This is a genomic window from Trueperella sp. LYQ141, assembly GCF_046599555.1.
Lineage (GTDB): Bacteria > Actinomycetota > Actinomycetes > Actinomycetales > Actinomycetaceae > Trueperella.
Genome location: NZ_JBKIWQ010000005.1, coordinates 89,594 through 103,628, shown reverse-complemented (window position 1 = coordinate 103,628; position 14,035 = coordinate 89,594). Strand labels below are relative to the sequence as shown.

The window sequence follows — 14,035 nt, the reverse complement described above, 5'->3', positions numbered from 1 at the left end:
TACCCCTGAGAGGAATCTTCTGGCGAATACTGCATGCCGACGTGCCATCATACTGCCGGCGCCATCACAGTGCCGGATCAGGCACATCCAGTTCTTTTAACATCCGATAATTCCCTAAGGTATTGGGCTTAACTCGAGCCAGCTCCAAAAATTCTGCAGTTCCATCGTCATGCGAGCGCAGCATCTCCTGATAGACGTCTACCCCCACTGGAGTTCCAGAAATCTGATGGAATCCGGCACGCTCGAAGAAATCCACCTCGAATGTTAAACAGAAGAGCCGACGCACACCTAGCTCCCTGGCCCGCTGCTCTAAATGACGCACCAGCGCCCGCCCAATACCTTTCCCTAAGTATTGCGGGCGGATTGCCAAGGTACGGATTTCCGCAATATCTTCCCAAAAAACATGCACTGCTCCGCAACCAATAATCTCCCCGTCACACTCTGCAACCGAGAACTCCTGGACGTCCTCAAAATAGTCGATAAGTTCTTTCGCGATGAGGATTCGTCGGCTCGCATACGGTCGCACAAGATCTGCAATCGCCCGCACATCGCGAGCTGTTGCCTGCCGAATAATCATGGTTTTCCCTTCTGCGCGCCGGTATCCCTTCCCGCATATCCGCCCGTATGCGTTCTAGCTGCTACATCGGCACGCATTCCCACATATCCGCCACCAGCATGTGCTCGAGCTTCCGCGTCGGCACGTGCCCCAATAGGGATGGCGGTATGCACTCCACTATGTACGCCACCGTGTACGCCACATACCAGTTCATATATCCGCTGCGCCAGATCCTCATCAAGCACTAGATCCGTCATAACCCCACTACGTAAGGCCGCAAGCGTCGCCTCTGCTTTCTCCACCCCACAGACCACACCAATACGGCGCGCAATAGCTTGTAACTCATTCGGGCGTGGGCCAGAAGCCCGATCATTCATCTCAAGATCATCCCAGGTGCCGTCACGACGCAACAGCACAGTACACACATCGCCGACCACCCCATTCGCTTTCAACTGGGCAATCTCCTCATCCGATAAATACCCGCCGGAATACAGCAATGACGGGTGCTCTAACGTCAGTGCGCCAATCCCAAAAACAGCAATATCTGCGTTAAGCGCCACTGCTCGAACCGCTTGAATAGAGCGTTCCCGCCACAGTGCCCGTCGGGTATGCGCATCATCAAAAAAGGCTGGCACAGAAAAATGAAGTACCGTTGAACCGAATGCACGCCCGAAAGCCTCCATCAGCGATCCGGCAAAGGGCACACTCGCCGTTGAGGCATTGGCTGCCCCGTTGAGTTGCACCACCACAGATCCGCGAACTGGGCGGGCATTGAGATGGTCTATCACCGCCGCCATCGTATTGCCCCAGGTCACTGCGATAACCGTATGCGGCTCCATGAGATGTGAAATCATTTTTCCGGTTTCTCGCGCCACCGCAGTCAACCGCCGCGCATAGGAGGCCTGCACCGGAACGGGAACAATATGAGCACGCACGCCAAAATTCTGCGCGAGCCAGCGGGGCAAAACCCCTAGCTGGTCGTGAGGCTGCTGGACCACAATATGTACCATGCCTTCGCTACGCGCCTGGGCAATCAACCGAGACACTGTTGAGCGCGATACCCGTAGCCGCCGAGCAATAGTCTCCATCGTTTCCCCGTGGACGAAGTGCATGACCGCCGCTTCGTAAGCCGCTGCCGACCTATCCTCGCCCATACGTGCCTCCCGTTCGCGTAGATAGCGGGTGCGTTCCGGTTCTGGGCAGGATATTGCCCAAAATCCTCATGCTCCCCGCTCGTCATCCGCCTACCGCCACCCAACAGCGATAGTTATCTTTGAACCTAGTCTCAGTGTATCGGGCTAAATCCCAAAAATGCCCTCACTCTGCCACACCGCGCCACTTTTATACGACTCTGAACAGCGGAAATACTATGGCGAGCTGTTGTTTGTGCGGTCTGCCCATCGCGACACTCCGCGGGCGTTGACAGCGTCTTTTCGCTAGACTTGCACCATGTCAACGCCCCTTTCTGACGACGGATTATTTGACCTTCCCGACTCCGCACGAGAGCCGAACGCCAAGGTTCTCCTCGTCACCGGCGCTTCCGGATGCGGGAAAACGCGATTCACCTCGCGCACTGGCCTCCCTGTCGTTTCTCTTGATGATTTCTATTACGACGGTGATCGCCCTAATATGCCGCAGCGTCACGGAATCATTGATTGGGATTCCCCGGAAACCTGGGATCGGCAAGGAGCGGTGAACAAACTCGTTGAACTGTGCACAGTGGGCGAAGCCGTGCTGCCGGTTTACGATATTCCCTCTAACTCTCGCGTCGGCGAACGGGTCGTTTCAATGGATGGGCGCCGGATTCTCCTAGCAGAAGGTATTTTCGCCGCAGAAATTATTGACGATCTGCGTGCCGAAGGTATCCTTGCCGACGCGCTGTGTATTCGCCGCCCGCGCTTACAGACCTTCTGGTTTCGTCTGATGCGCGATCTGGATGAGGCACGCAAACCGTTCTTTAATTTGGTCCGACGGGGTATCTCGCACTATCTGAACGAACCCAAGATGTATGCCGAACTTGAATCCAAAGGGGCGCGCTCGGTTTCCTATACAGAGGCGCACGAGACGCTCACTCAAATGCTGGCAGCTCTGCGGTGGAAGTCCTCCGCTCAGCCCACACCAGGCAAAGACTGAGCAGATCTTCCACCTGTTCTATAACAACCGATTCGATATATTTGCGCGACCCACACAGATTTACGACGTCACAAGGAACGCGATAACAATAAGGATCACAGCGCACGCTAGGGCACATCCCAACGCTATGCTTCGCTGCCGAGTAGTAAATCCCCGAGAGCTAAATAGCCCCATGCGCCCGCTGACGATCATATACGCCATAAATATCGACAACAGCAGCCAACTAAAAACGAGATACCAGTTGGCGGAAATCGTGTCGAAGAATCCCGCACCTTGGCTAACCCCGATGAGCCCTTCAATGATCGCGTAAAGAAGGGTAAAAACAAGGGTTAATCCCACGACACGACCGATCTTTTTAGGCGTGTTCACCCGCTCGTAGTTCTGAGTCATTTCCTCCTCCTTCTGCGATTATCTACAGACTGAATGGGTGGAGATTAGAGTAGCTAGCAGTGCTATATCCACAGATCCCAGCTCGCGTTATCGCTATTCTCCATTTTCACACACGTAATACGTATGTGACGGCTATCATATTCCACGGCGATCCGTCGCGTAAAGGTTATATAGAAAATAGCCTCACATTCCGAAGAATATGAGGCTATCTCCCGTCAGGAATACTGACGTACTACAACGGGATCGCTACCTCCCAGGCACACTACGCACGCGGCTTGACGAAGGGGAAGAGAATCGTCTCGCGAATCCCCAGACCCGTCAGGGCCATGAGCATTCGATCAATTCCCATACCCATGCCACCTGAGGGCGGGAAGCCTTGCTCCATCGCCTCTAAGAATTCCTCATCAAGCTGCATAGCTTCGGGATCGCCTGCTGCTGCTTCAAGGGACTGCTGAGTCAAACGTTCACGCTGAATAACCGGATCAGCTAGCTCAGTGTATGCCGTTCCCGTCTCAATACCGCGCACATACAGATCCCACTTCTCCGTCAGGCCCGGCTTACTGCGATGATTACGAGTCAACGGCGAGGTATCCTCTGGGAAGTCACGAACAAAGGTGGGCGCCCACAACTTTGAACCGACGAGTTCTTCCCAAATATCTTCAGCGATCTTGCCAGCGACGGCATATTCCTTCACAGCAATATCATGCGCATTCGCAATCTGTACCAGCCGCTCACGTGGGGTAGAAACCGTCACTTCCTCCCCCACTGCCTCCGATAAAGAGGTGTACAAATCGAGCTGCGCCCACTGACCACCCACATCATATTCAGTACCATCAGCGAGCGTGACCGTCGTAGAACCGAAAATATCCCGAGCAGCATTCTGAATAAGATCCTGGGTCAGCTCGGCCATCGTATCGTAGGTGGCATAAGCCTGATACGCCTCCATCGCAGTGAACTCCGGGGAGTGCGAGGAATCCGCACCCTCATTGCGGAAGATCTTGCCGATCTCATACACCCGCTCCAAACCGCCAACTACTGCCCGCTTCAGGTGCAACTCCGTGGCGATACGCAGGTACAAATCCTGATCGTAGGCATTGATATGCGTCTCAAAGGGACGCGCCGCCGCCCCGCCATGCAAAGTCTGCAGGATCGGCGTCTCAACCTCTAAATACCCGCGCGCATCAAAGGTATGCCGAATCGACTTCATCATCTCGCTGCGCACCCGCACGATCTCGCGAGCACGAGAGCGCGTGATGAGATCGAGATGGCGCAACCGCACCCGCGTCTCCTCATTGAGTGCCATTTGTGTGCCATCTTCTGCGGTGTACGTCTTAGGCAGGGGACGAATTGCCTTTGCCGCCAGCTCCCACGAGGTCGCAAACAGGGATAGCTCCCCCCGCTTCGAAGCTCCAACATATCCCGTCACGTAGAGATGATCGCCTAAATCAATATCGACTTTAAGATTATCCAGGGATTCTTGACCGACGTTTGCCAGCGAGAAAATCACCTGCATCCGCTCACCCGAACCAGACTGAATCGAAACGAAAGCAATCTTCCCCGAGGGACGGAACAGCATCACTCGCCCAGCTACAGAGAACTGAGTATCCGTCAGTTCCTCCCCTGGGCGAACAACCACTCGCGGATCATCCCCCGTCTGGCTATCTTCTGCCACCACATGATACTGGGCCCGAATTTCCTCAATCGTCGCCGTAATATCCAACTGCGGCGGATACGGATCACGGCCACTTGCTAAAAGACGGGCGCGCTTTTCCTTACGGACGGCAAGCTGGTCGGACGTGTCGTCATATTCAGTGTGTGCCATGGTTAAATCTGGTCCTTAATGTAGGTGGGAATAATATCCGCGATACTGTTCAATACGTAATTGGGTTGGTCTTTACGCTTCCGCTCCCGCGCTTTATCGCGCATTTCCTCGCTGGTAACAACCAGCGCACTCGGGATACCAAAACGTTTTGCCATCCGAATATCTGCACCGAGGGAATCCGTGACCAACAGCGAATGTTCGGGTTTAGCTGGCAGATCTTCAAAGATCAGATCTAGTAGATCGGTTGCCGGCGATCCAAGATTCTTCGTCACTCGCGAGCGCGTGGCAATTTCAATAGCCGTCACCAAAGGCAGCACGCCGGGAGCTGACGTCCCATCAGCATTTCGGCACAGTCGGCGCAATGAAGACGTCACCACGTCTGCCCCATTTTCCGTCACCGCAATGAACGCATCATTGAGTTTCGCATACGAAAACTCGCGATCCATAGCCACAAACACCACATTGGCCTGACGTGGATCTGCCGTGATAGCAATACCAGCTTCCTGCATCTCGTGCTGTAAGGCTTCATCCCCAATGAGGTAGACCTGAGCCCCGGGATAGGAGCGGGCAAAATACGCAGAGGCTAATTTTCCTGGCGTGACGATCTGGCTCGGCTCAATCTCAATACCTTCACGCGCCATCGCCGCAATAAATTTCTGCGAGGATACCGAGGACGTCACCGATAAGAAACGCACGGGGCGGCGTAGCATGTGCAATGCCTCAATCACTGTTTTGATATGAGACATCTGCTGGCTTTGCGCAAATAGCGATGCGTCGATATTGAGCAAATATGCCCCAAAGACTCGCTGTGGCGCACCTTCGACCATCACGTCGAGATCCGCAATCTTCTGTGAAATTTCCTCGGCAAGGGCGCTATCTCCAGCCGGACCAGAGACTTGTTCCGTCTCCTCCACGCCGGCGGGGTTGACGTGCGAAAAAGCGGTATCTCGCCGATCTTTTCGATCTTTCATATCCCCCAACAGGACTTTCGGGTGGACCTTGAGAACGCGCGGCAACTGAAAACGAGGCATGTCACTCCTGTTCAGAATCAACGGGCAAAGCGGATGAATGTAAGTTGTACGGGTTATTCGCTGGCACTCGACCTGGATCGCTCCCGCAATCACAGATCTGATTGTGCTCATCAACAAAGACGACGTGGGGGCGGAAGTGGCGCGCCTGCTCGTCATCCATTATCCCGTAGCACATGATAATGACGAGATCGCCTGGGGATACTAGCCGAGCAGCAGCTCCGTTAATCATTATCTGCCCACTGCCCGCTGCGCCTGCGATAGTGTAGGTGGTCAACCGATTACCGTTGGTCACATTTACAACATCCACCTGCTCACCAGGCAGAATATCTGCAGCACTGAGAAGCTGTTCGTCTACTGTGATCGAGCCGACGTAGTTGACGTCAGCGCCAGTGACAGTTGCTCGATGAATTTTACCCGTCACCATGGTTCGCATGCGGCTCACAGATCAACCTCCATATTGTCGATCAAACGTGTTTCGCCAACCCAAGCCGCCGCAACCAGCAGCGTCGGTTCGGTGGATTCCGGATCGCGCTGAGCAAAGGTTTGCGGATCAACAGCATGGACGTAATCGACCCGCACCCCTGGCGCGTGTGCCAAATACTTGCGCGCTGCCGTTCGAGCCGCACCGGCCGTGCCCTCACGCTGCCCAGCAACAACACCGGCCCGTAAGGCCGCCGAGATCGCCAACGCCTGTTCGCGTTGCGCCGCAGAAAGATAGGTATTGCGCGAAGAAAGGGCTAAGCCGTCATCATCACGAGCAATCGGCACGGCTCGAATCTCCACCGGCATATTGAGATCGTCAACCATAGTGCGGATCAGCGCTAGTTGCTGAGCGTCTTTTTGCCCGAAAAACGCGACGTCTGGAGCTGTTAGCTGGAATACCTTGTGAACAATCTGGAGCACGCCCGCAAAATGCCCAGGGCGAGTTGCCCCTTCCAATACCGTTGCCATCGGGCCAGGATCAATACGAACGAGTGGCGGATGTGGGTACATCTGCTCGTCCGTGGGCATAAAGACGATATCTACGTTTTCCGCTTCACATACTGCCAGATCTGCTTCCCGAGGGCGTGGGTAGGCAGAAAAATCCTCATGCGGCCCAAATTGCAGGGGGTTGACGTAGATCGAAACTATCAACACCTCGGCAGCCTGGCGGGCCTGACGCATAAGCGAGGCATGACCCTCATGCAGAGCGCCCATCGTCATCACCAAAGCGCGCGTGCCATGATGGCTTGCTAAAGCCTGAGTAAGTTCTCCTCGGGTTGTACAAATCTCCACAACGGTAGTCTATCGTTCCGCCCGCATACGCCAGAAGCCACAAGTCATGGCGTTTAACTCATTCTCCGTCAGCATATCCACAGCATGAGATGTGGGATCCGTATCCTGAGCCGGCTTATCCTCAGCCACTCCTTTTCCCGCCTTGGTAGACGCATTGAAGTTCCGCCAGCATTATCGGCGCGTTCCGTCAGCATTATTAGAGAAAATCTCCGTGTTGTATCTGCGCGATTCCGCTGCCGTAAACCTATGTGCCGTCATTACAAATGGCGTCGTCGAACCCCACATTAGAGCACTCAGTTAGCTGGGCGCATCGGCTGAATCACCGAATGAATCTCCCGCTACTTCCTTTACCTATTCATCATCGGATAGATCGGCTGAATCACAATCCGAGGTGACGGGTGAATCACTCGTCCACCGAGAAAGATCCTGCCCCATCGCGTATGGCCCTGTTCGCAGCGCCGTCTCCAAGGCATCATGCGCAAGAGCATAGGCCAGCGCGGCGGGATCTAGCACATCACATTCCGCAAGCTGACGCACCGCCTGACCGACGCACACCTCAATCTCATCGCACATCCGCCCCAAAGCACGCCCATAGGCCGGACGAGACTGCTCAGGGATAATCACCGCTTCTGCGCCCATCTCGGCAGCCAGCGCAAGACCAATTGGCTGAATTGCAGGAGATGCAGTTACCGCAAAGAAACATCCAGATAATCGGGCGACATCTAGTGAGGTCCCGCTGAAACGCATTGCCGGATGGAGCGCTAACGTCATTACCCCACATTGCGCTGCCGGCTCAAGGACGTTCACCCCGAACAGTGGGCTCGTATGAACCAGGATTTGCCCTGCCCGCCACGCCCCCATCTGCGCTAAACCCGCAACGGTCGGAGCGATTTCCGCGTCATCAATTGCCAAAAGAACAAGATCAGCCTGCGCCACAATATCGAGAATCTCGCAAGCCGGCACTCCGGGCAGCATGGCATCTAACCGATCTACCGCCTCAGGGCTCGGAGCATAGGCACCAATAATAGTGTGCCCGACCGCGCGCAGCGCGCTGGCCATCGCTGTTCCCACTCGACCCGCAGCAATAAGCCCAATCCGCATTCGTCCCGTCTGTGCTTTCACACGGGCATCCTATCGTGCAACGATGCTCTCCTCACTCTCGCCGCATTTTACGTGTTCGACCAGCCATATTTTGCTCTTTCACCTGCTTGCATTATGTGATTGACTGAAGAAATGAAGAAATTCATCAACTGCCCCAACGATGTGGTCAGTGAAACACTCGCCGGTATGCGCGTTGCACATCCGCATGATCTCCGTATTGATCTGGATACGCGAGTTATTTATCGGCGCCATCCCAAAACCCGTGGCGTAGCCCTGATTTCTGGCGGCGGTTTTGGCCACGAACCACTTCATGGCGGTTTTGTTGGCCGCGGAATGCTCGATGCTGCCTGCTGCGGAGAAGTCTTTACCTCCCCCGTCCCCCAGAACATACTTCACGCAGTTGAACAGGTACATACCGCAGACGGCCTTATCTTCCTGGTGAAGAACTACACCGGCGATGTGATGAATTTCGAGATGGCTGCAGAATGCGCTGCCGATATGGGGATCGCCGTGGAAACTGTCATTATCGCCGATGATGTCGCCGTCCAAGATTCGCTCTACACCGCTGGGCGACGCGGCATAGGCGGCAGTGTATTCGTGGAAAAAATTGCCGGTGCGGCAGCCGAGCGTGGGGATACGCTAGCGGAAGTTGCCGCGCTAGCTCGATACACCGCCGATCACACCCGCAGTTTCGGGCTGGCATTGAACGCATGTACCGTCCCCACTACTGCCGCCACCTCTTTTGATCTGGGCCCAGAAGAAATAGAACTCGGCATTGGCATTCACGGCGAACCCGGGCGGTGCCGCGCTGCCTTCACTAGCGCCCGAGAACTCGCCCCGCAGATCGTCGAGCCGATTATCTCGGATGCTGATTTTTCTGGCGGGCCGGTTATTGCCTTATTAAGCGGGATGGGGGCTACCCCAATCTCTGAACTGTACTTGATGTACGGTGAAATCCATCGAGTTCTCACTGATGAATACGGTATCGACGTGGCGCGTCACCTCGTCGGTAACTATGTGACTAGTCTGGATATGGAAGGATGTGCGTTGTCGTTACTGCGCGCACATAACGACATCATCGACTTATGGGACGCCCCTGTGGCAACGACGGCACTGCGCTGGGAGGCATAAATGACTCACACCCAAAGGTTTATCGCCTGGATGGAACGATTCGCCGATTTAGTGGACGAACATGCTGGAGAGCTAACCGAGCTTGACCGGCTAATCGGCGACGGCGATCATGGGGTGAACATGGTTCGCGGGATGACTGCCGTGCGGGCGCTATCTACCGAGGAATTCGCCGACCCCACCGAGTACCTGAAGAAAGTCGGCCTGACGTTAGTAGCCCACGTAGGCGGTGCCGCCGGACCACTATACGGAACATTCTTTATGAAAATGGCCGCAGCACTCCCCCATAAAGATCTCGACGCCCCTGGCTTTATTGCCGCCCTAGAAAACGCCGTGATGGGTGTGCAAACCCGCGGAAAAGCAAACCGTGGAGATAAAACCATGCTTGACGCACTACTGCCCGCCGCAGAAGCCGCCCATGCTCATCCCGAATCCCTGTCGGCTGCTATTAGCGCCGCGCACACTGCCGCATGTCGAGGTGCGCAAGCCACAATCCAGATGATCGCCCACAAAGGACGCGCCTCCTACCTTGGCCCGCGCTCATGCGGAGTACAAGATCCCGGTTCGGCTTCCAGCGTCCTACTATTGCACGCCGCGGAGGTACTTGGTGAGTAACGTCGGCATTGTTGTCGTATCTCATTCAGCCCCGCTAGCCCAAGCCGCTAAAGATCTCGCACTGGAAATGAGCCCGAATGCGCATATCACCCTAGCTGGCGGAGTCGATAGCGCATTCGGCACAAATGCACAGCGTATTGCCGAAGCGATTGAAGAAGCCGATACTGGAGCAGGTGTCGTCGTCCTGCTCGATTTAGGTTCGGCCGTTATGTCCACCGAGATGGCTCTGGAATTTATTGATCCCGCCCTCGCCGAACGGACCCTTATCGTGCCAGCGCCTCTCGTTGAAGGGCTCATGGTTGGTGCCGTCAGTGCCGCTATGGGATCTCCTCGCGAGGAGGTTGCCCGCGAAGCCATGCGGGCACTAGAGGTCAAACGAGCCGAACTCCCCGCCCCAGAAGATATTGATACCGGCACCCCTTTCGCGACGGAACTGCGCGAAATCTTCGACCCACTCGTCACTGCCTCAACCTCGCCCACCACTTTGGCACATCCCTCGTTACCCGAATATCAGGACGCGGGCGATACCGAATGGATTTCCCGACGTTTTACCGTCACCGATCCAGCCGGACTTCACGCACGCCCAGCCGCCGCCTTAGCTGCCGGCGTCAGTGCCTTAAAAGCAAAGGTTCGGATAAGCCACGAAGCAGCCTCCCGCGGTCCATCCGATGCCCGATCTATCACCGCAATCATCGCACTCGGCGTGCAAAAAGGCGACGAGATTCTCGTTCAAGCGAGCGGGCCGCAAGCTCGGGACGCACTTGACATTGTTGAACAGCTAGCACGTCGGGGATGGGCAACCGACGGAGAAAATCCACTGCCAACCTCACCGCTGCCCGCACACCAGCGCACCCCTGGTTCCGGGCTGGAAATCGTCGTCGGCCCAGCATTAGTGTGGCGCCCGCAGCGCAGCACTGATCCGAACGCCGCAGAAGTAAGTTTCACCCAAGCGAGCGCTATCGTGCGCCACTACCTGGAATCACTTGGGCATGATCCAATCTTGGCCCTGCAAATTGGCCTGCTCGAAGATATTACTTTTACCCGACGTATCGAAGAGCAAATCCATATTGGTATCCCCACAGAGATCGCTATTCGACGCGGAACAGCGCAAACTGTGGCGCTCTACCGCGATCTGCCCACCGATTATCTGCGGGAACGAGCCGATGACGTTCGCGCACTCGGGGAGCTGCTCATCAACGCGGTTCGCGGTATTCCGCTTGGTGGGCTATCTGAAGCTATCGCGCAGTGCACGACTCCGCCTGTCGTGGTCCTTGACGTATTAACGCCCGCCCTCGCCTCCGAGATTGAAGCCGGGCGCGTTGCCGGTATTCTCACGGCTTTAGGCAGCCCTACTGGGCACGGCGCGCTGATCGCCGCCGCCCGCGGAATCCCGATTCTCACCGGAAACGCTCAAGCTCGGCACGTGCGTTCGGGGCAAGAGATTGCTCTCGAACCTACCTCTGGTTCGGTCACCATAGATCCTTCGCGCGCTGAACTTCACGAGTTACTAAAAGCCTATAAAGCCCAGCAAGCTCTGCATGATGAAGCCCGGCAACACGCACATGAACCTGTTATCTATCAAGGAGATCGGGTTATCGTCGCAGCAAATATTGGCATTGAATCGGACGCCCACGTCGCCCACGACAATGGAGCAGACGGATGCGGATTAGTGCGCACCGAAATACTTTTTGCACACCTAACATCGCTACCCAGTATTGCCGAGCAATGCGCCGCTTTCGAGAGTATCGCTTCACAGGTGGGATCTTCACAGCCAATTAATATCCGGATCTGGGATGTCGGCGCCGATAAACCTTTGCCGTATTTTGCGCAAGATCCCGAGGATAATCCTTTCCTCGGCGAACGCGGTATTCGTCTGTTACGCCGTTATCCGCAGGCACTACGCGAGCAATTTCGGGCGATTATCCGCGCCCGACGCCATGCTCCCGTCAATGTCATCATCCCGATGGTTACCACAGTTAGTGAGCTAGCGTGGGCACGCGAGTTATTTACTCAGGCCTTGGCTGACGAGGGGGTCAATCCGGCGGATTCCCACCTTATTCCCGAGTTCGGTATGATGATAGAAACTCCCGCTGTTGCCTTACAGATCGCGCAATATGCACCTGCCGTTGATTTCATGTCAATTGGAACGAATGATCTGATCCAATATATTGCGGCCGCTGACCGAGCAAATAGCGCAGTCGCCGAGATAGCCCACGATTGTGTGGATCTGGTATTAGATCTCATCCATCAGATAACGACGCGCGTTTCTTGCCCGGTGGGAGTATGCGGAGATTTAGCGTCAAATGCTCAATACATTCCTCAACTTCTCGCATCTGGGGTGCGTGTGTTATCCGTCCGTCCTGGGCTGGTCCCACATATTAAAAACGCTGTGCGCCACGCAGGCGAACATCTCGTATCATCACCACCAAAACCGGAGGATTAAATGGATACTCCCTCGTCTGACTTTCTCCCGGAAGATCCGAACGCAATGATCCTATGCTCGTCTGCAGATGGCGCGATATTGCAATCATTCCCGCGTGGTGCGCTTATTACACGTTGGCAACCAGCCGGTCACCCGCATCCACTGCTGTGGTGTTATCGCCCTGACGATCCTGCGGGGGCTTCCCCAGGTGAAGATGATTCTGCGCACCCAAGCGGGCGGGTTTCTGATTCACCCACCAGCTCACCCGCCATCTGCACCCTAAATCCCACGGTTACCCCCGTATCCCCACCGGCGAATGACGCTTGTTATCCTGAACGCGGCGGGATACCAATTTGTTTTCCGTGGATTGGCGCCGGACGCGGTAACCATTACAGCCCTCATCACGGGCTGGTCCGTAATGCCCCGTGGCGGCTGGGCACTGAGCCGGATTCTGAGGGCATGCACATCGGTTACCGTATTACTGCCGATGACGTGGTAGGTAGCGAGGAAAGTGGGCAATGGTCAGCTCAGCTCCACGCCCAATGCACCTCCGATACCCTGTCTCTGGCTTTCACCGTCCATAATATTGGCTCGCAACCCATGAGCTACGAGGCCACCCTGCATACGTACCTGGCAGTCAGCGATGTTCGGCATATTACCTTGCATGGATGCGATAACACAGATTATCTGGACGCGACGACGACACCATATACCCCGCGCACTCACCACGGACCGCTACACATCACTGACCATACCGATTCTGTCTTTCATTCATCCGACCCTATCGACCTTATCGACCCGCAGTGGGAACGCCGCCTGCATATCACGAAAGAAGGCTCCGCAGATACGATCGTATGGAATCCGGGGCCAGAGCTCGGGGCACAGACGCGCGGAGTTGGGCCGCAACAATGGCGTCATTTCATCTGTGTGGAAGCGGCGAATTTCCGCGAGAATGCCATCTGGCTTGCTCCCGATGAGAGCCACACTCTCCGTCAGCATATTCAGCTTATTTCTCTTGCTGAGTCCTGACGGTTATCTCCGAGCATACGAGCGGGCGTTAAGAGCATAGCTGTCTGCTTCTTTTTCATGGTAAAGACGAGGAAAGCTACCACTATACTGCGGATATTCCAGAAGAATCTGGCGTACCCGAACGATTAGCGTCTGGCAATTTGACGAACAATTTAATCCGGGTCGGGAACTCTGGCACATTTTACGACACATGACTAGCACTCTGTAATGCGCCGTGATTCGTTTGATTGCTGGAAAAGATGGATCTGAGCTTTGATTACCCACTCTGGGTAGATTCTGAGTTTGCCCCGATCTCGGCTTACTTCTTCATATATCAGTACCTCGGCGATAAACCCTCCGATGAAAAAGAGGAAGCACAATTCGTGGAGATTGCCCGCTGCAGAAAAGTTCAATAGCTGACGTAGGCAATGGATAAAATACCGGAGCAATCAGGACGTCTCATTGCGTGAAAGCCAAAGACGGCTGGCGGCACTCATAGCAGATATTGAGGTATCGGGGTTGCCCAGAATTCCTTGCTGGAGGGTTTCTGGGAA

13 protein-coding genes are annotated in these 14,035 nt (G+C 55.2%); 5 read left to right on the top strand and 8 right to left on the bottom strand.

From position 1 onward, the window contains the following. Window positions 1–64: 64 nt before the first annotated feature. Together ACLHIJ_RS05605 and ACLHIJ_RS05600 are read right to left on the bottom strand one after the other, a co-directional pair. Window positions 65–577 carry an amino-acid N-acetyltransferase gene (locus ACLHIJ_RS05605; RefSeq protein WP_411296490.1) on the bottom strand — a complete coding sequence of 171 codons (513 nt, stop codon included), beginning with the start codon at window positions 575–577 and terminating at the stop codon, window positions 65–67. Next, window positions 574–1,710 (bottom strand): sugar-binding transcriptional regulator, encoded by a 1,137-nt coding sequence (locus ACLHIJ_RS05600; protein WP_411298636.1) that lies wholly within the window; start codon window positions 1,708–1,710, stop codon window positions 574–576. The genes ACLHIJ_RS05605 and ACLHIJ_RS05600 overlap by 4 nt, the downstream gene beginning before the upstream one ends. 295 nt (window positions 1,711–2,005) lie before the next feature. On the opposite strand from ACLHIJ_RS05600, the gene ACLHIJ_RS05595 reads away from it, so the two are divergent. Continuing rightward, a complete protein-coding gene (locus ACLHIJ_RS05595) occupies window positions 2,006–2,689 on the top strand; it encodes a uridine kinase (RefSeq protein ID WP_411296492.1) in 684 nt (227 codons plus the stop codon). A gap of 60 nt (window positions 2,690–2,749) precedes the next feature. Here ACLHIJ_RS05595 and ACLHIJ_RS05590 read toward each other — a convergent pair whose 3' ends face one another. The 6 genes from ACLHIJ_RS05590 to ACLHIJ_RS05565 all read right to left on the bottom strand — a co-directional run bounded on the left by ACLHIJ_RS05590 (window position 2,750) and on the right by ACLHIJ_RS05565 (window position 8,329). Then, complete coding sequence (locus ACLHIJ_RS05590) at window positions 2,750–3,079, bottom strand: hypothetical protein (protein ID WP_411298635.1); 330 nt, start codon at window positions 3,077–3,079, stop codon at window positions 2,750–2,752. Between the two features lie 262 nt (window positions 3,080–3,341). Then, window positions 3,342–4,901 carry a lysine--tRNA ligase gene (gene lysS, locus ACLHIJ_RS05585; protein ID WP_411298634.1) on the bottom strand — a complete coding sequence of 520 codons (1,560 nt, stop codon included), beginning with the start codon at window positions 4,899–4,901 and terminating at the stop codon, window positions 3,342–3,344. 2 nt (window positions 4,902–4,903) lie between these two features. Then, entirely contained in the window at window positions 4,904–5,932 is a 1,029-nt protein-coding gene (locus ACLHIJ_RS05580; RefSeq protein ID WP_411296495.1) for an HAD hydrolase-like protein, read from the bottom strand. Between the two features lies 1 nt (window position 5,933). Next, window positions 5,934–6,365 carry an aspartate 1-decarboxylase gene (gene panD / locus ACLHIJ_RS05575; RefSeq protein WP_411298680.1) on the bottom strand — a complete coding sequence of 144 codons (432 nt, stop codon included), beginning with the start codon at window positions 6,363–6,365 and terminating at the stop codon, window positions 5,934–5,936. Between the two features lie 5 nt (window positions 6,366–6,370). Then, window positions 6,371–7,207, bottom strand: coding sequence for a pantoate--beta-alanine ligase (panC, locus tag ACLHIJ_RS05570; protein ID WP_411298633.1), 837 nt, complete (start codon window positions 7,205–7,207; stop codon window positions 6,371–6,373). Between the two features lie 351 nt (window positions 7,208–7,558). Then, window positions 7,559–8,329, bottom strand: coding sequence for a Rossmann-like and DUF2520 domain-containing protein (locus tag ACLHIJ_RS05565; protein ID WP_411298632.1), 771 nt, complete (start codon window positions 8,327–8,329; stop codon window positions 7,559–7,561). Window positions 8,330–8,440: 111 nt separating this feature from the next. Between ACLHIJ_RS05565 and dhaK the strand changes: the two genes are divergently transcribed. From dhaK to ACLHIJ_RS05545, 4 genes are read left to right on the top strand one after another with little or no spacing between them, the layout of a single operon-like run. After that, complete coding sequence (dhaK, locus tag ACLHIJ_RS05560; RefSeq protein WP_411296499.1) at window positions 8,441–9,439, top strand: dihydroxyacetone kinase subunit DhaK; 999 nt, start codon at window positions 8,441–8,443, stop codon at window positions 9,437–9,439. Continuing rightward, window positions 9,440–10,051: a dihydroxyacetone kinase subunit DhaL gene (dhaL, locus tag ACLHIJ_RS05555; protein ID WP_411298631.1), complete on the top strand. Its 612-nt coding sequence runs from the start codon at window positions 9,440–9,442 to the stop codon at window positions 10,049–10,051. Then, window positions 10,044–12,494, top strand: coding sequence for a dihydroxyacetone kinase phosphoryl donor subunit DhaM (dhaM, locus tag ACLHIJ_RS05550; RefSeq protein ID WP_411298630.1), 2,451 nt, complete (start codon window positions 10,044–10,046; stop codon window positions 12,492–12,494). The genes dhaL and dhaM overlap by 8 nt, the downstream gene beginning before the upstream one ends. After that, a complete protein-coding gene (locus tag ACLHIJ_RS05545; protein ID WP_411298628.1) occupies window positions 12,495–13,502 on the top strand; it encodes a hypothetical protein in 1,008 nt (335 codons plus the stop codon). The last annotated feature ends 533 nt before the right edge of the window (window positions 13,503–14,035 follow it).